The sequence below is a fragment of the Variovorax sp. FW305-3-2-15-B-LB1 genome (assembly GCF_058787635.1).
Genome location: NZ_JBYSZY010000002.1, coordinates 21,998 through 39,078, shown reverse-complemented (window position 1 = coordinate 39,078; position 17,081 = coordinate 21,998). Strand labels below are relative to the sequence as shown.

Below are 17,081 nucleotides of genomic sequence, written 5' to 3'. Positions count from 1 at the left end.
GATGCAAGCCCCCACCTTCTTCCTCCGGCTGCGCGCGGCCCTGCTCGGGCTGCTGCTGGCGACGGCGTTGCCTGCACTGGCGGCGCCTGTGCTGCCCGCCGATCCCGACAACGGCGTCGACTTCCGCGTGATCTCGTTCCACGACGTGCGCCCCAACGTGCGCGCCAGCTTCGAGACCTCGCCCGACGAAACCGCCATCGACGAGCGCACGCTCGCCGAAGTGTTCGCCTGGCTGCGCCACAGCGGCTACCACCCGGTCAGCCTGCAGCAGATCATCGATGCGCGCAACGGCGGCAAGCCGCTGCCCTCGCAGCCCGTGCTGCTGACCTTCGACGACGGCTACCGCAGCGCTTACACGCACGTGTTCCCGCTGCTCCAACGCTTCAACTACCCGGCGCTGTTCGCGCTCGTGACGAGCTGGCTCGAGGTGCCTGAAGGCCAGCCCGTGCACTGGGGCGACAAGCCCGCGCCGCGCGAGAACTTCCTGCTGTGGCGCGAAGCCGCCGAGATGGCGCGCTCGCCGCTGGTCGAGTTCGCCAGCCACACCGACGCGATGCACACCGGCATCCAGGCCAACCCGCAGGGCAACATGCTGCCCGCCGCGGCCACGCACCGCTACGACCCGACGACCGGCCGCTACGAGGACGACGCCGCCTACCTGCGCCGCATCGAGACCGACCTGCGCCGCAGCCGCGAGCTGATCGAGAAGCGCACCGGCGCCAAGGTGCGCGCCACCGTGTGGCCCTACGGCGCCTACAACACGCCCGCGCTGGAAGCCTCGGCGCGCGTGGGCATGCCGATCACCTTCACGCTCGACGACGGCGCGAACACGAAGGAGATTCCGCTCAGCCGCATCCGCCGCGCGCTGGCCGCCTACGACAACGAGGCGCCCGACTACGTGCAGATGCTGCGCAGCCCGGTGGGCGGCGAGGTGCGCCCGATCAACCGCGTGATGCACGTCGACCTGGACTACGTGTACGACGCCGACCCGGCCCAGCAGGAGCGCAACCTCTCGGCGCTGATCGAGCGCGTGGCAGCCGTGCGCCCGCGCTCGGTGTTCCTGCAGGCCTATGCCGACCCCGACGGCGACGGCGTGGCCGACGCGCTGTACTTTCCCAACCGCCACCTGCCGATGCGCGCCGACCTGTTCGCCCGCGCCGCCTGGCAGCTGCGCAGCCGCACCGGCGTGAAGGTCTACGCCTGGATGCCCGTCACCGCCTACCGGCTGCCGGCGTCGAACTCGCTGGCCACGCACACGGTGCGCACGCTCAAGGGCGACGCGCCGGCCGACCGCTACCACCGGCTCTCGCCCTTCGACCCGGCCGTGCGCACGCTGGTCGGCGACCTGTACGAAGACCTGGGCCGCCACACCTTCTTCGAAGGCCTGCTGTTCCACGACGACGCCATGCTCTCGGACGACGAGGACGCCAGCCCCGCCGCGCTCGACACCTACCGCCGCTGGGGCCTGCCGGCCGACGTGGCCGCGCTGCGCGCCGACCCCGCGCTCATGGCCCGCTGGACCGCCGCCAAGACCCGCTACCTGATCGACTTCACGCACGAACTCGCGGCGCGCGTGGGCACCTGGCGCCCCGCGCTGGAGACGGCGCGCAACCTCTACGCGCGGCCGGTGCTCGAACCCGCGGCCGAGCAATGGTTTGCCCAAAACTATGAAGCCTCGCTTGCCGCCTACGACTACGTCGGCCTGATGGCCATGCCGCGCATGGAGCAGGAGGCCCGCACCCCGGCCGACAGCGACGCCTGGCTGGGCCGCCTGGCCCAGCGCGCGGCCGCCACGCCGCACGGCCTGGACCGCACCGTGTTCGAGCTGCAGGCGCGCGACTGGCGCACCGGCCGACCCGTGGCCGACGCCGAGCTCACGCGCCAGTGGACCCTGCTGCAGCGCGCCGGCGTGCGCCATCTGGGCTACTACCCCGACGACTTCCTGAACAACCAGCCCTCGCTGGAGACCGTGCGCCGCGCGATCTCGGTGCGTTCGCTGCTGTCGCGCGCCCCGCGGCGCAACCACGACGCCGCCACGCTGCCACCTGAAGGAGGGAAGCCCCGATGAACACGCTCCAGATGCTGGTGGACCTGATTCCGCCGGTGCTCTTCGGCTTCGTCTTCTACTACCCGTTCTTCATGGCGTGGGTGTGGATCGCGGGCGGCCTTTCGCATGCGTGGTCGTTCGAGCGCAAGCGCGACGTCGAGGTCGACCCGCTGCCGCTGCTGCCCTCGCAGCCGCTCGTGACCGTCGTGGTTCCCTGCTTCAACGAGGCGCCGCACCTGCGCGAAGTGATCGAGCAGCTGATGCGCACGCGCTACCCGAACTACGAGGTGATCGCCGTCAACGACGGCAGCACCGACGGCACCGGCGAGCTGCTCGACGAGATGACGCAGGAGTTCAGCCGCCTGCGCGTGATCCACAACGCCAGCAACCAGGGCAAGGCCGTGGGCCTGAACACCGCCTGCCAGCTGGCGCGCGGCGAGTACATCCTGGGCATCGACGGCGACGCGCTGGTCGACCCCAACGCCATTGCGTGGATGCTCAAGCGCATGCTGGCCTCGGATCGCATCGGCGCCGTCACCGGCAACCCGCGCATCCGCACGCGCACCACGCTGCTGGGGCGCATGCAGGTGGGCGAGTTCTCGTCGATCATCGGCCTCATCAAGCGCTCGCAGCAGCTCATCGGCACGCTGTTCACGGTGTCGGGCGTGCTGGCCATGTTCCGTCGCCGCGCCGTGCTCGAGGTGGGCTTCTGGAGCCCCGACGTGCTCACCGAGGACATCGACATGAGCTGGAAGCTCCAGCTCGCCGGCTGGCGCCTGCGCTTCGAGCCGCGCGCGCTGTGCTGGATCCTCATGCCCGAGACCCTGCGCGGCCTGTGGAAGCAGCGCCTGCGCTGGGCCGTCGGCGGCATCCAGACCATGCTGCGCATCACGCCGTCCATCCTGCGCCTGCGCAGCTGGCGCCTGTGGCTCATCTACAGCGAGTACATGGTGAGCGTGGTGTGGGCTTATGCGATGGCGCTGGTGCTGCTGATCAGCTTCATCCGCCCCTTCCTGCCGCACGAGTCGGCCTGGCATTCGGCGCTGCTGCCGCACTGGCAGGGCACGCTGCTGGCCATGACCTGCATCCTGCAGATGCTGCTGAGCCTGTGGATCGACCGTCGCTACGACCGCGACCTCATGCGCTATTTCGCCGGAACGATCTGGTACCCGATCGCGTTCTGGACGATCACGATGGCCACCACGGTGGTCGCCCTTCCCAACGCTCTGATGCGTCGTCGCGGCAAGCGCGCGGTGTGGACGAGCCCTGACCGAGGAGTTTCTTCCGATGCATCCTGAGAACCCGCTCTCTTCGCCGGCGCTGCACGAAGCCCCGCCGCCCCGCACCCGTTCGTGGGGCCAACCCGCGGTGGACGAACCCATCATCGACGCCGCGCGCATTCCATTGCACGCCTTCGGCAACGGCCGTTCGCCGGCACGCACCCTGGCCATGTACCTGTGGCTGCGCGTGCTGCGTCCCGCGATCACCGTCGCGATCTGGTTCTGCGCCATCTGGTACGCCTGGCCCTACGTGATGGGCGCGCGCTCCCAGCCCGAGGTGCTGCAGCTGCTGGGCCTGTACGCCATCGTCATCGGCGTGATCCTCGCCTCGATGCTGATCATGGGCCCGCTGCGCCGCCGCCAGCACCGCAGCGAGACGCCGCCGGAGAAGGAACAGTCGTCGCTGTTCGCGCTGGCGTCGTACATCGAGGTCGCGCCCGCGCGCCTGTCGACCTGGCAGCGCACGCGCCAGCTGCTGGCGCACCACGACCACCACGGCCAGCTGCGCGACGCCACCGACAGCGCGCCGGCCGCGCTGGAAGAAGAAACGCCAGCGAAGCGCCGCAAGGCCTGACGCGCAGAGGCAACCGGTGCGGCCTTTTCGGCCGCGTCGCTGCAGGGGTTTCGGGGCGGTGATTCAATCGCGCGGCGGCAGCGCCGCAGACAGATTCACCTTCTTCCAAGGACCCCGACATGGACCTCCAGCTCCAGGACCAGCACGTTCTCATCACCGGCGGCAGCAAGGGCATCGGCCTGGCCTGCGCGCTGGGCTTCCTGCGCGAAGGCGCGCGCGTGAGCCTGGTCTCGCGCGACCTGCAGAATCTGCAGCAGGGCCAGCAGTCGCTGATCGCCGCGTTCCCGCAAGCCGAAGGCCGCGTCAGCCTGCACGCCGCCGACCTCAAGAACCCCGCCAGTGCCGTCGCCGCCCTCGACGCCGCCGAACAGGCCTTCGGCCCTGTCGACGTGCTCGTCAACTCGGCAGGCGCCGCGCGCCGCACCCCGCCCGACGAGCTCACGCCCGCTGCGTGGCACGACGCGATGGACGCCAAGTACTTCACCTACATCCACATGATCGACCCGGTCGTGAAGCGCATGGGCACGCGCGGCCGCGGCGCCATCGTCAACGTGATCGGCCAGGGCGGCAAAGTTGCGAGCCCCGTCCACATGGCCGGCGGCGCCGCCAATGCCGCGCTGATGCTGGTGAGCGCGGGCATGGCTGCGGCCTATGCAGCGAAGGGCGTGCGCGTGAACGCCGTGAACCCCGGCCTCACGCTGACCGCGCGGCTGCAGGAAGGCATGAAGGCCGACGCGAAACTGCAGGGCATCGACACCGACGAGGCGCTGGAGCGCGCCACTGCACGCCTGCCGCTGGGCCGCATCGCGACGCCCGAGGAAGTCGCCAACACCGTGCTCTTCCTAGCGTCGCCGAAGGCAAGCTATGTGACCGGCGCGATCGTGGCAATGGATGGCGCAGTAACACCGATGATCTGACAAGGGACAGCAGGGGGGAGCGAACGCAGTGATGCGATCCCCCAGGCCGAGCGAAGCGATGGCCCGAGTGCTCCCCCTCCCCTCTGGCTGCGCCGAGGAGCGCAGCGTTTCGCGGATCAGGGCTCGCCCTTGTTTGAGCGAAGCGAGTTTGGGCGAGACCCCGCGAAACGCGAGCACCGCAGGTTGCCCGCAGCGAAGCGGAGGGACGCGGACAGTGGGGTCGCCTTTCTTTGCTTACTTTCTTTGGCGAAGCAAAGAAAGTGAGTCGCCCGCCGGGGCGAGTCCCGGCCAGCAGCCTCAAGAAATCACCCCACAGCCAACAACCCCTCGAACTTCAACGCCAGGAAATCCACAAAGCCACGAACCCGAGCCGGCACAAACCGCCCACTAGGCAACAGCGCATGCAACGGATAAGGCTCCGTCTCCCAATCCGGCAGCAGCCGCACAAGACGCCCTTCCCGAATGTCATTACGCACATCCAAAGCGGACTTCAGCGAAATCCCATACCCCGCCACAGTCCACTCCCGCGCCAGCGAAGCATCATCCACACTGCGATCCCCATTCACCCGCACCTCCGTCCACTGCCCCAACTGCGCAAACCGCCACACCCGGTGCCGTCGCCCACTCCGGTTGAACGTCAGACAGTTGTGCTGCAGCAGATCCTGCGGAACCCGAGGCAAAGGATGCCGACGCAGATAGTCCGGTGAAGCCGTGAGCACCGGATTCGTCAGCGCAAACGCCCGCGCCACCAGCCGCGAATCGGCGAGCGCCCCGTAGCGCAGCGCCACGTCCACTTCGTCGCGCATCACGTCCAGCGGCCGGTCCCCGACAGAGAGCGACAACTGCACCCCCGGATGCAGCGCCAGGAACTCGTCGAACCACGGCAGCAAGGTGCTGCGCGTGAGGTCCGACGGCGAGGCCACCCGCAAGGTACCGACAAGTTCACCGCGATCCGCAGTGACCAGCGACTCCCCTTCGTCCAGCAGTTCAAAAGCACGCACCGCATAGTCAAGCAGCGTCTGCCCCTGCGGCGTCAGCCGCATCGCCCGCGTCGACCGCTCGAACAGCCGCGCCCCCAACTGCGCCTCCAGCCGCTTCAACGTCGCACTGGCCGCGGCGGGCGTGATCCCCAACGCATGCCCCGCAGCCGTCAACGTGCCGCCACGTGCCGTCTGCACGAGCACCTGCAGGTCCGATATATTTTCAATCTTCATTTGAAAGTGTTGGTGATTCAGTCCACCTTATCAAACATCCTTTGTCATCCTACAGTCCAGCCATCGTTCCAGAAAGAAGGTCTCTTCCCATGAAAGCCGTCGGCTACCACCAGCCCCTCCCCATCGACAACCCCGAATCGCTGCAGGACATCGAGCTCCCCGCCCCCGTGCCCGGCGCGCGCGACCTGCTGGTGCGCGTGAAGGCCGTGTCGGTCAACCCGGTCGACACCAAGGTCCGCAAGAACGCCGCCCCCGAAGCCGGCCAGGCCAAGGTGCTGGGCTGGGACGCGGTCGGCACCGTCGAAGCCATCGGCAGCGATGTGACCGGCTTCAAGGTCGGCGACCGCGTCTACTACGCCGGCTCCATCATTCGCCCCGGCGCCAATTCGGAACTGCACGCCGTCGACGAGCGCATCGCCGCCCTCGCCCCGAAGAGCCTCGACGACGCCCAAGCCGCCGCACTGCCGCTGACCACCATCACCGCCTACGAACTGCTGTTCGACCGCCTCCAGGTGCCCAAGGACGGCGGCGAAGGCCAGACGCTGCTGATCACGGGCGGCGCAGGCGGCGTGGGCTCCATCCTCATCCAGCTCGCGCGCCAGCTCACGAAGCTGCGCGTGGTCGCCACCGCCTCGCGCGCTGAAACGCGTGAGTGGTGCCTGGCACTGGGCGCGCACGTCGTCATCGACCATTCGAAACCGCTCGCCGCCGAACTCAAGGCCGCCGGCATCGACGAAGTCGACATGGTCGCCAGCCTCACGCAGACCGACCAGCACTACGCGCAGCTCATCGAGAGCCTCAAGCCCCAGGGCCAGCTCGCGGTGATCGACGACATGAAGGTGCTCGACGCGATGCCGCTGAAGACCAAGTGCATCTCGCTGCACTGGGAAATGATGTTCACGCGCTCGCGCTTCACCACGCCCGACATCGCCGAGCAAGGCAAGCTGCTGGCCGAAGTGGCCGCGCTGGTCGACGCGGGCCGCATCCGCACGACGGCGAACGCGAGCTTCGGCACCATCAACGCCGCGAACCTGCGCAAGGCACATGCGCTCATCGAGAGCGGCAAGGCGCAGGGCAAGGTGGTGCTGGCCGGGTTCTGATTTGCGCACAATCGGTCGCATGACCGACGAAAGCACACCCACCCCGCCCCACCTCATCGAATTCGAGACCCCGCGCCTGCGGGTGCGCCAATGGCGCGAGAGCGATCTCGCGCCATTTTTCGCGCTGGCCTGCGACCCGCAGGTGATGGAGTTCCTGCTGCCCTTGCCCACGCGCGCCGAAAGCGACGCCGCGGCCCACCGTACCCAGGCGCTCATCGCGCAGAAGGGCTGGGGCTTCTGGGCCGTCGAGCGCAAGGACACAGGCGAGTTCATCGGCTTCACCGGCCTGAACGTGCCGATGGCCACGCTGCCTTTCTCGCCCTGCGTGGAGATCGGCTGGCGCCTGTCGCGCGCCAGCTGGGGCCAGGGCTTCGCGACCGAGGCGGCGCGCGGCGCGCTGCAGGTCGGCTTCGAACGGCTCGGGCTCGGCGAGATCGTGGCGTTCACCGCCAACGGCAACCTGCGCTCGGCCGCCGTGATGGCGCGCCTGGGCATGCACGAGGACGTGGCCGGCGCCTTCGAGCATCCGGCGGTGCCCGAAGGCGATGCGCTGCGCGGCCACCGGCTGTTTCGCATCGACCGCGCGGCATGGCAGGCCGCGCAGCGCGCCTCAGAATGAATGCAGCAGCAGGGCGGCGCCCGACACGATCGCGAAGACCTGCACGAAGATGCGCAGCACGCGGCCGTTGATGCGCCGATGCACCACGCGGCTGAGCACCGCGCCCACGACGAGCGCGGGCAACAGCAGGGCCGCGGCGTAGAGCTGTGAGCCGTCGATGCGCCCCGCCGCCATCAGCGTGGCCAGCGACACAAGCTCGCCGACCAGGAAGCACAGCGCGATCGTCGAGCGCATGGTGGGCGCCGGCTGGTGCTGGTAGACCAGCGCCAGCGGCGGCCCGCCGATGCCGGTCGCGGTTTCGGTGACGCCGGTCACGAGCCCTGCCGCCACGAAGGCGGTGCGGCCCGGCGAGAAGGCCGGCATCATCAACGTGACCAGGGCCGCCGCGATGGTCGAGGCGCCGACGAACAGCGACAGGTGGCTCGCGCTCAGCGCCGCCAGCACCCACAGGCCGCCGACGGTGCCGAGCAGGCGCCCGCCGGTGATCCAGCTGGCGCCGGTGCGGTCGATGGCACCGCGCTCGCGCCACATCACGTAGAAGTTCAGCGGCAGCATCAGCACCAGCACGCACACGGGCAGCAGGTCGGGGCGCACGATGCCGATCACCGGCGCGGCGATGAGCGCAAAGCCGACGCCGGTCGCGCCCTGCACGAAGGCGGCGAACAGCACGGCGAGCGAGACGAGGACGAGGTGTTGCGCGCTCACTGCGAGTGCCGCTCCGAGGCCAGGCGGCGGTGCGCGGCTGCCGGCGGATGCAGGCGCACGATGGGCGCGCGGTCCATGGCCGCGTGGGCGACGCGCGCCAGCTGGCGCTGCAGCGCGCGCGCATCCCAGTCGGGCGGCCAGCCTTCCCACAGGCGCAGGCGTCCGTCGACAAACACGGCCACGATCTGGTCGCGGTTGCCCAATCGCACGAGGTCCCACGTGAGATCGACGGAAGTGCACATCTCGGGCGTGTCGACATCGACGATGAGGAAGTCGGCCGCCTTGCCCACGGCGATCTCGCCCGTGAGGTGGCCCAGGCCCACGGCGCGTGCGCCTTCGTGCGTCGCGTGGTCGAACCAGGTCCAGCCGCCGCCGCTGGACGCATCGCCGATGGCCATGCCGAAGGCCAGCTTCTGCGCGGCCTCGGCGGCGTCCATCAGGCGGAAGGCGTCGCTGCGCGTGGCGTCGGTGCCCAGCCCGAAGCGGATGCCCAGCGCGGCCATCAGGTTCGCGGGCGCCACGGCGTTGCCCTTCCACTGGCTGGCGACGGGGTTGTAGCTCACGGCGGTGTCGGTGTCGCGCAGCACCATGAGTTCGGAGGGCGTGACCAGCGTGCCGTGCGCAATGAGCACCTGCGGGCCGAGCGCGCCCAGGTGCGCCAGCAGCTCCAGCGGCCGCCTGCCGCGCTGCACCACCGAGCGCTCGACCGAGGCGAGGTGTTCGTTGACGTGCGTCTGGAACACCGTGCGCGCCTCGGCGCACAGGGCCGACACGGCGACCAGCATCTCGTCGGACGCCGCCTCGGGCACCGAGATGGCGAGCGAGGGATGCACCAGCTCCGCACCCGACCACTGCTGCAGGAACTGCGCGGCATGCGACTGGATCGCCTGCCGGTCGGCGGCACTGCTGTCGTTGCCGCCGTCGTTGCAGATCAGGCCCAGCACGCAGCGCAGCCCGGCCTCCTGCACGGCGGCGGCCACGGCGCCGATGTCGCCCGGCGCGCGCGTGCCCGCGTCGCACACGGTGGTGAAGCCGCCGCGCAGCGATTCGAGCGCCGCGAGCTTGGAGGCCATGTAGACGAACTCGTCGTCCAGGCTCGACTCGAGCGGCACCCACACGCGGCGGAAGATTTCCGACGGCTCGCCATAGGCCAGCGACTTGCCGAAGGACTGCGTGAGGTGGTGGTGCGCGTCGATCATGCCCGGCATCAGCAGCTTGCCGGGCAGGTGCAGCGGCGTGAGCTGCGGGTGGCGGGCGATGAGCGCGTCGGCGGGGCCGACCTCGCGGAAACGGCCGCCTTCGATGCGCACGGCATGGCCGGTGGCGGGGCCGTCGCGCAGCATCAGGTGGTCGGGAACGAGCAGCAGCTCGTCGGCCGCGAAGTGCGCGGCATCGAGTTCAGGAGACATGGTCAAAGGAGAGAACGGGAAAAGAATTGGAGAGGCGCTCATTGCGGCGCCGGTGCGATGGCCGGGCTGTCGGCCGGCACGCGGTTGAACACCAGGTTGAGCACCACCGCGGTGAGCGAGCCCATGGCCAGGCCGTTGCCCAGCACCAGCTGCAGCGTGTCGGGAAAGCGGCTGTACAGGCCCGGCACGACGATGGGCAGCAGGCCCATGGTCAGCGCGCCGGCCAGCACGAACATGTTGCCGCGCTCGTGCAGGTCGACCTTGCGCAGCATGTCGATGCCCATGGTGCCGATGATCGCGAACACCACCATCGCGGTGCCGCCGACCACGGCCGACGGAATGGCGCTGGCCAGCCGGCCCAGCGGCGCCGACAGCGCGATGAGGATCAGGATCACGCCGGCCGCGGCCGTCACGTAGCGCGAGCGCACGTTGGTGGCGCGCACGATGCCGATGTTCTCGCCGCTGGTGATGATCATCGAGGTGCCGAAGAAGCCCCCCGCCAGCGACACCAGCGCGTCGCCGCGGATGGTGCGCGGCACCACGTCGCGCGCATCGATCTTGCGGCCCACCACCTCGGCCACCGCCACGGTCTGCCCCGTGGCCTCGACCATCGAGATGATGCTGAAGATGAGCAGCGGCACGGCCGCCACCAGGTCGAAGCGCGGCATGCCGAAGGGCAGCAGCGTCGGCGCGCTCCAGAAGGGCCCGGCCGCCACGCTGCTGAAGTCCATCAGCCCGCAGGCCGCGGCCAGCACCGTGCCGGCCAGCAGGCCCAGCAGCACCGCGAGCTGGCCGAGCGTGCCCTTGAACACGCGCGCGAACAGCACCGTGAAGCCGATGGTGGCGAGCGCCAGGCCGATGTTCACCGGGTCGGCAAAGGTGGACGTGCCCGCCTTGCCCGCGATGATGCCGCCGTACACCTTCACGAGGTTGATCGACACCAGCAGCAGCAAGGTGCCGATGACGATCTTCGGAAAGTAGCGCAGGCAGCGCGCGAACACCGGCAGCACCAGGAAGTAGAAGAGCGCCGTGAGGATCACCGCGCCCGAGGCCGTCTGCAGGTCGCGCTGCTGGGCAATGGTCACGAACATCACGATGGGCGCGCCGCCCGGCACCATCACGAAGGGCAGCCGTGCGCCGAACTTCCACGGCCCGAACGACTGCAGCAGGGTGCCCACGCCGCACAGCAGGAAGGTGGCGCTGATCAGGTTGACCGTGAGCGCGGACTCCAGCCCCAGCGCCTTGGCCACGAGGAACACCGAGGTGATCGGCACGGCCGCCATCACCAGCACGTGCTGCAGGCCGAACAGCAGCAGTTGCGACAGGGGCAGCACCGCATCGACCGGGGCGATGGCGGAAGGCGCGCCGACAGGCACGACCGGGGGCACAGCAGAGGCATCGGGCACACGGGACATCATGGAATCCTTGAACCGGGACCGCGCCCAAATCGATTTGGGCGCACTGGCAAAAAAAGCCGCCGAAGCGGGTGAAGTACATTTCGTGGCATGACACCCCAAAACGATTTGGGAATTGAATCACCGCTTTTCGAAAAGGTCAACGGGATGAGCACCAACCCATCGCCGCGGGCAAACATCAAGGACGTGGCGCGTGAAGCGGGCGTGTCGCCGACCACCGTCTCGCACGCGCTCAACGCCCGGGGCCAGGTCGACGCGGAAACGCGCGCGCGCGTCGAGCAGGCGGCGCTGAAGCTGGGCTACCGGCCCAACCGCAATGCGCAGCGGCTGCGCACGGGCGAGGCGCACATGATCGTGCTGCTGTCGTCGATGCCCTTCGCGGTGGCCGGTGGCCCGTCGCGCCTGGGCTTCCTGATGGAGGTGGCGGCGGTGGCGGCCGCCGCGGCGCTCGACCGCCGCCTGGCGCTGGTGCTGGCGCCGCCGATGGAAACCGGGCGCGTGCCCATGGAGCTGCTCGACGTCGACGGCGCGCTGGTCATCGAGCCTTCGGCCGGCGACCCCAACCTGGCGTACCTGCTGCGGCGCGGCCTGCCGGTGGTGGCCATCGGCAAGCCCGCCGAGGAAACGGCCGACGGGCCGGCGATGCCGCCCTATGTCGACATCCATTCGGGCCAGACGACGCGCCTGCTGCTCGAGCACCTGCACGACCAGGGCGCGCGCAAGGTCGCGATGATCCTCGGCTCGGCCGCGCGCAATTCCTATGTGGAAGGCCAGGCGGCCTTCCAGGCCTTCGCCGCCGCGCGCGGGCAGGCACCGCTGCTGTCGCTGGTCGACGAGGCCGAGGGCGAGAACGGCGGCCGGCAGGCCGCGCTGGCGCTGCTGGCGGCACACCCCGACATCGACGCCTTCTGCGTGCCGGTGGACGCGTTCGCCTCCGGCGCGGTGACGGCCGTGCGCGAATCGGGCCGGCGCATTCCCGAGGACGTGATGGTCGCCACGCGCTACGACGGCCTGCGCGCGCGCACCTGCGTGCCGCCGCTCACGGCCGTCGACCTGCACCTGGACGAGGTGGCGCAGCAGGCGATTGCGCTGCTGTTCGACCACCTGCGCGGCGACACCAGCCGGCGCCGCGTCGACGGGCCGGCGGCGCAGCTGGTGCCGCGCCTGTCGTCGGCACGCCGGGGCTGATCGCGCGTCAGTTGGGCTTGCTGCGCGACACGCGCCACACCGCGTTGCCCACGTCGTCCGCCACCAGCAGCGCGCCGTTCTTGTCGAGCGCCACGCCCACGGGCCGGCCGTGGGCCTTTTCGTCGGCGCTCAGGAAGCCCGTGAGGACGTCGACCGGTGGCCCGCTCGGCTTGCCGCCGATGAAGGGCACGAACACCACCTTGTAGCCCGACTTGGGCTTGCGGTTCCACGAGCCGTGCTCGCCGATGAAGGCACCGCTCGCGAACTCGGGCGGCATGCCGCGCGCGTGCGAGAACACCAGGCCCAGCGGCGCGACGTGCGCGCCCAGCGCGTAGTCGGGCGCCAGCGCCTTGGCCACCCGCTCGGGCTGTTGCGGCGTGACGCGCGCATCGACCACGCCGCCCCAGTAGCTCCAGGGCCAGCCGTAGAAGGCCCCCTCTTTCACCGAGGTGAGGTAGTCTGGCACGAGGTCGCTGCCGATCTCGTCGCGCTCATTCACCACGGTCCACAGCACGTTGGTCTCGGGCTCCCAGGCCAGGCCGTTGGGGTTGCGCAGGCCGCTCGCGAACAAGCGCTTCTCGCCGCTCTTCGCATCGACCTCCCAGATCGCGGCGCGGCCCTCTTCGGCTGCCATGCCGTTCTCGCCGATGTTGCTGTTGGAGCCGACCGTGACGTACAGCTTGCTGCCGTCGGCGCTGGCGATGACGTTCTTGGTCCAGTGGTGGTTGATACCGGCGGGCAGCGCCGTCACCACGGTGGGCGTGGCGCTGACCGAGGTCTGGCCCTCGGTGTAGGGCACCTTCACGAGTGCGTCGGCGTTGGCGATGAAGAGCTCGTTGCCGACCAGCGCCATGCCGTAGGGCGAGCTGAGGTTTGCCAGGAACACCTGCTTCACCTCGGCCAGGCCGTCGCCATCGGCATCGCGCAGCAGGGTGATGCGGTTGGCGCTGGGCACGCCGGCGCCCGCGCGGCCCATGACCTTGCCCATGACCCAGTTGCGCACCTTGGCGACCGGGCCGCCGGCGCCGCTGCCCTCAGGCTTGGGCGGCTTGTTGCTCTCGGCCACCAGCACGTCGCCGTTGGGCAGCGTGTAGACCCAGCGCGGGTGGTCCAGCCCGCGCGCCAGCGCCGTCACGCGCAGGCCCTCGGCGGGCGTGGGCCCGGCGGTGTCGGTCCAGCCGACGGCGGGCGCCACGTTGACGGTGGGGATCAGCGTCTTGTTCGGATCGGCCAGCTGCGGCCGGGGGCCGGTCGTGAGCTCGGGCGCGAGCTTGGCGGTCTCGCCGCAGCCGGCGACGAGCAGCACGGCGGCCACGGCCGCGGCGGACAGGGCGAGGTGGACGGGAAGGTGCGGCGATGCGTTCATGCGGATTCCTTGCGCGGCAGGCGGCCGCAGACCGCCGGATCATGCGCAATCGCACGGCGCGGGCGTGTCGGTCGTGGGCGCTTTCCGGCGTGCGCGCACCTCCTTCGCGCATCGTCGCTACCATCGCCGCATGACCGACGACCTGTTCCGCGCCGACGCCTACCTGCGCACCTGTGAAGCCCGCATCCTGCGCATCGACGACACCGGCATCGTGCTGGACCGCACCGTGTTCTATCCGCTGGGCGGCGGGCAGGCCGGCGATGCCGGCGTGCTGGTGCTCGCCGACGGCCGCGAGATCGCCATCGCCGACACCCGCAAGGCCAAGGACGCCGAGGGCCAGCCGACCGCCGAGTTCGTCCACGTGCCCGCGCCCGATCAGGCCGATCTGCTGGCCGCGCTGGCGCCCGGCGACACCGTCACCGCCCGCCTCGATTGGGAGCGCCGCCACCGGCTGATGCGCTTTCACACCGCCAGCCACCTGCTGTGCCACCTCGTACCGGTGCCGGTGAACGGCTGCTCGATCACGCCCGAGTACGCGCGCATCGACTTCCACATCACCGACCCGCTCGACAAGGAAACGCTCACCGCGGGCCTCGCGAAGCTGGTCGAGGCCGCCCACCCGCTGACCGTGGGCGCCATCAGCGACGCCGAGCTCGACGCCAACCCCGCGCTGGTCAAGAGCATGAGCGTGCAGCCGCCGCGCGGCACGGGCACGGTGCGCACCATCCGCATCGGCGGCACGGGCGAAGACGGCGGCGCGCCGTCGATCGACTTCCAGCCCTGCGGCGGCACGCACGTGGCCAACACGGCGGAAATCGGCGCCATGGTCGTCACCAAGATCGAGAAGAAGAGCGCGACCACCCGGCGCGTGGTCCTGGGCTGGCCCTCGGCCACCGCCGTCTGAGCCCCCCGGAAAGACCCGGCCCCCAGGAACTTCGCCCCGACCTCTGGCTCCGACTGACCGGCATGACCTTTTCGCGCATCTCTTTCGCTACTTTTCTGATAGCTACCGCCGCAGCCTGCATGCCGGCTGCGGCCCAGCTGGCCCCGAAGACCGGGGCCGTGGTCACCACCCCCCATGTGCGCGCCGAACTGGTCGCCCATGCGCCCCAGGGCGTGGCGCCCGGCGCGCCGGTCTGGGTCGGGCTGCAGATCACCCACCAGCCCGAGTGGCACACCTACTGGAAGAACGCCGGCGATTCCGGCCTGCCCACCGAGCTGAAGTGGACGCTGCCCGCCGGCGTCTCGACTGGCGAGATCGCCTGGCCGGTGCCCAAGAAGATCCCGGTCGGCACGCTCGCCAACTACGGCTACGAGAACACCGTGCTGCTGCCGGTGCCGCTCGAGGTCTCGACGCTCTACAAGCCCGAGGTGGCGCTCACCGGCGGCTCGCCGGCCATGGACATCAAGCTGCAGGCCTCCTGGCTGGTCTGCCGCAAGGAATGCATTCCTGAAGAGGGCGAGTTCACGCTCTCGCTGCCCACGCGCGGCTCGACCGCGCTGAACAAGGCCGCCTTCGACACCGCGCAGGCCGCGCAGCCGCAGCCGCTGGGCGCGCCCGGCACCATCGCCGTCGAGGGCCAGCAGCTGAAGGTGCGCCTCGAAGGCCTGCCCGCCGCCGTGCGCGGCAAGACGCTCGAGTTCTTCCCCGAAACGCCCGAGGTGATCCGCACCGCCGCCGTCTCCGGCAAGGACTGGACACAGGCCTGGGACGGCGCGACCTGGACCGCCACCGTGCCGCTGGCCGACCAGCGCAGCGAAAGCCCCACGGCCATGCCCGTGGTGGTGGCGCTGGCCGAGGCCGACCGCCAGGCCGGCCAGCCCGTGGCCTGGCGCGCCGAGGCGCCGGTGTCGGGCACCTGGCCCGCCGCCACCGCCGCACCGCGCGCCGCCGAGGTGTCGCCCGCGCTGCAGGCGGCGCTGGCCGCCAACGCGGCCCAGGCGGCGGCCCCTGCTGCCGCTGCGCAGGCCCAGCCCGCCGGCACATTCATGGTCGCCCTGCTCGGCGCGCTGCTCGGCGGCCTGCTGCTCAACCTGATGCCCTGCGTGTTCCCGATCCTCGCGATCAAGGTGCTGGGCTTCGCGCGCCAGGCGGGCAACGCCAGCGCGCACCGCAAGGCCGGGCTGGCCTACACGGGCGGCGTGATGCTGTCGTTCCTCGCGCTGGGCGGCGCCATGCTGGCGCTGCGCGCGGCCGGCGCGCAGCTCGGCTGGGGCTTCCAGCTGCAGTCGCCCGGCGTGGTGGCGGCGCTGGCGGCGCTCTTCACCTTGCTCGGACTGAACCTGGCCGGCGTGTTCGAGTTCGGCCGCGCCGCGCCGCAGTCGGTGTGCAGCGCGCAGGCCAAGCATCCGCTGGCCAACGACTTCCTTTCCGGCGTGCTCGCCGTGGTGATCGCCTCGCCCTGCACCGCCCCGTTCATGGGCGCCTCGCTGGGCTTTGCCATCGGCCTGCCGGCGGCCCAGGCGCTGCTGCTGTTCGCCGCACTGGGCCTGGGCCTGGCGCTGCCCTACCTGGTGGCGGGCTTCGTGCCGGCTGTGGCGCGCCTGCTGCCCAAGCCGGGCCCGTGGATGCACACGCTGCGCCGCCTGCTCGCCTTCCCGATGTTCGCGACCGTGGCCTGGCTGGTCTGGGTGCTGGGCCAGCAAAGCGGCATCGACGGCGCGGGCACGCTGCTCGCGCTGCTGGTGTGCCTGGCCGCCGTGGTCTGGGCGCTCACGCTGACCGGACGCACGCGCGTCGTCATCGCCACCGGGATGATCGCCTTCACCGCCGTGCTGGCCGGCACCATCGGCCGCAACATCGTGCAGGTGCCCGAGCCGACAGCCAAGCTGGCTTCGGCAGCACCGAACGACGGCGAGCGCTGGCAGCCGTGGTCGGCCCAGCGCGTGAGCGACATGGCGGCCGCGGGCCGGCCGGTGTTCATCGACTTCACCGCCGCCTGGTGCGTGACCTGCCAGTACAACAAGAAGAGCACGCTGGCCGACGCCGAGGTGCTCGCCGACTTCGACACGAAGCAGGTCGCCATGCTGCGCGCCGACTGGACCCGCCGCGACCCCGCCATCACCGCCGCGCTCACCGCGCTGGGCCGCAGCGGCGTGCCGGTGTACGTGCTGCAGGCGCCGGGCAAGGCGCCCGTCGTGCTGACCGAAATCCTCAGCAAGGACGAGGTGCGCGCCGCGTTGGCAGCGCTTTGAGCGCCGATGCGGTGAATTGAAACAAGATGACAACGCCGCTGTCATGGGTTGT

General features: G+C 70.4%; 14 protein-coding genes. 9 read left to right on the top strand and 5 right to left on the bottom strand.

Annotation, left to right across the window (positions count from 1 at the left end):
• The first annotated feature begins 1 nt into the window (after position 1).
• From pgaB to AC3WQR_RS01685, 4 genes are all read left to right on the top strand, one after another.
• On the top strand, positions 2 to 2,068 hold the full coding sequence (gene pgaB / locus AC3WQR_RS01700; RefSeq protein WP_492740966.1) for a poly-beta-1,6-N-acetyl-D-glucosamine N-deacetylase PgaB: 2,067 nt from the start codon (positions 2 to 4) through the stop codon (positions 2,066 to 2,068).
• A complete protein-coding gene (gene pgaC, locus AC3WQR_RS01695) occupies positions 2,065 to 3,345 on the top strand; it encodes a poly-beta-1,6-N-acetyl-D-glucosamine synthase (RefSeq protein ID WP_139701503.1) in 1,281 nt (426 codons plus the stop codon). The genes pgaB and pgaC overlap by 4 nt, the downstream gene beginning before the upstream one ends.
• Positions 3,335 to 3,901, top strand: a complete 567-nt coding sequence (locus AC3WQR_RS01690; protein WP_354346737.1) for a PgaD family protein — start codon at positions 3,335 to 3,337, stop codon at positions 3,899 to 3,901. Before pgaC ends, AC3WQR_RS01690 begins: the two co-directional genes overlap by 11 nt.
• A gap of 119 nt (positions 3,902 to 4,020) precedes the next feature.
• Positions 4,021 to 4,818, top strand: a complete 798-nt coding sequence (locus tag AC3WQR_RS01685) for an SDR family oxidoreductase (protein ID WP_139701504.1) — start codon at positions 4,021 to 4,023, stop codon at positions 4,816 to 4,818.
• 305 nt (positions 4,819 to 5,123) lie between these two features.
• On the opposite strand, the gene AC3WQR_RS01680 is transcribed toward AC3WQR_RS01685, so the two are convergent.
• Entirely contained in the window at positions 5,124 to 6,032 is a 909-nt protein-coding gene (locus tag AC3WQR_RS01680) for a LysR family transcriptional regulator (protein ID WP_070060281.1), read from the bottom strand.
• Positions 6,033 to 6,121: 89 nt separating this feature from the next.
• On the opposite strand from AC3WQR_RS01680, the gene AC3WQR_RS01675 reads away from it, so the two are divergent.
• Positions 6,122 to 7,132 carry a zinc-binding alcohol dehydrogenase family protein gene (locus AC3WQR_RS01675; RefSeq protein WP_159273737.1) on the top strand — a complete coding sequence of 337 codons (1,011 nt, stop codon included), beginning with the start codon at positions 6,122 to 6,124 and terminating at the stop codon, positions 7,130 to 7,132.
• 19 nt (positions 7,133 to 7,151) lie between these two features.
• A complete protein-coding gene (locus tag AC3WQR_RS01670) occupies positions 7,152 to 7,751 on the top strand; it encodes a GNAT family N-acetyltransferase (protein ID WP_492740965.1) in 600 nt (199 codons plus the stop codon).
• Here AC3WQR_RS01670 and AC3WQR_RS01665 read toward each other — a convergent pair.
• From AC3WQR_RS01665 to AC3WQR_RS01655, 3 genes are read right to left on the bottom strand one after another with little or no spacing between them, the layout of a single operon-like run.
• On the bottom strand, positions 7,743 to 8,456 hold the full coding sequence (locus tag AC3WQR_RS01665) for a sulfite exporter TauE/SafE family protein (protein WP_062480617.1): 714 nt from the start codon (positions 8,454 to 8,456) through the stop codon (positions 7,743 to 7,745). The two genes, AC3WQR_RS01670 and AC3WQR_RS01665, sit on opposite strands and share 9 nt — an antisense overlap.
• Positions 8,453 to 9,865, bottom strand: a complete 1,413-nt coding sequence (locus tag AC3WQR_RS01660) for an amidohydrolase family protein (protein ID WP_492740964.1) — start codon at positions 9,863 to 9,865, stop codon at positions 8,453 to 8,455. Before AC3WQR_RS01660 ends, AC3WQR_RS01665 begins: the two co-directional genes overlap by 4 nt.
• 38 nt (positions 9,866 to 9,903) lie before the next feature.
• Entirely contained in the window at positions 9,904 to 11,280 is a 1,377-nt protein-coding gene (locus tag AC3WQR_RS01655) for a uracil-xanthine permease family protein (RefSeq protein WP_492740963.1), read from the bottom strand.
• A 147-nt stretch (positions 11,281 to 11,427) separates the two neighbouring features.
• Between AC3WQR_RS01655 and AC3WQR_RS01650 the strand changes: the two genes are divergently transcribed.
• Positions 11,428 to 12,468 carry a LacI family DNA-binding transcriptional regulator gene (locus AC3WQR_RS01650; protein WP_492740962.1) on the top strand — a complete coding sequence of 347 codons (1,041 nt, stop codon included), beginning with the start codon at positions 11,428 to 11,430 and terminating at the stop codon, positions 12,466 to 12,468.
• 7 nt (positions 12,469 to 12,475) lie between these two features.
• Here AC3WQR_RS01650 and AC3WQR_RS01645 read toward each other — a convergent pair whose 3' ends face one another.
• Positions 12,476 to 13,834 carry a PQQ-dependent sugar dehydrogenase gene (locus AC3WQR_RS01645; protein ID WP_492740961.1) on the bottom strand — a complete coding sequence of 453 codons (1,359 nt, stop codon included), beginning with the start codon at positions 13,832 to 13,834 and terminating at the stop codon, positions 12,476 to 12,478.
• Positions 13,835 to 13,964: 130 nt separating this feature from the next.
• Here AC3WQR_RS01645 and AC3WQR_RS01640 point away from each other — a divergent pair, with 130 nt between their 5' ends.
• Positions 13,965 to 14,738 (top strand): alanyl-tRNA editing protein, encoded by a 774-nt coding sequence (locus tag AC3WQR_RS01640; RefSeq protein ID WP_492740960.1) that lies wholly within the window; start codon positions 13,965 to 13,967, stop codon positions 14,736 to 14,738.
• Positions 14,739 to 14,800: 62 nt separating this feature from the next.
• Positions 14,801 to 17,029, top strand: a complete 2,229-nt coding sequence (locus tag AC3WQR_RS01635; protein WP_492740959.1) for a protein-disulfide reductase DsbD family protein — start codon at positions 14,801 to 14,803, stop codon at positions 17,027 to 17,029.
• Positions 17,030 to 17,081: the final 52 nt, after the last annotated feature.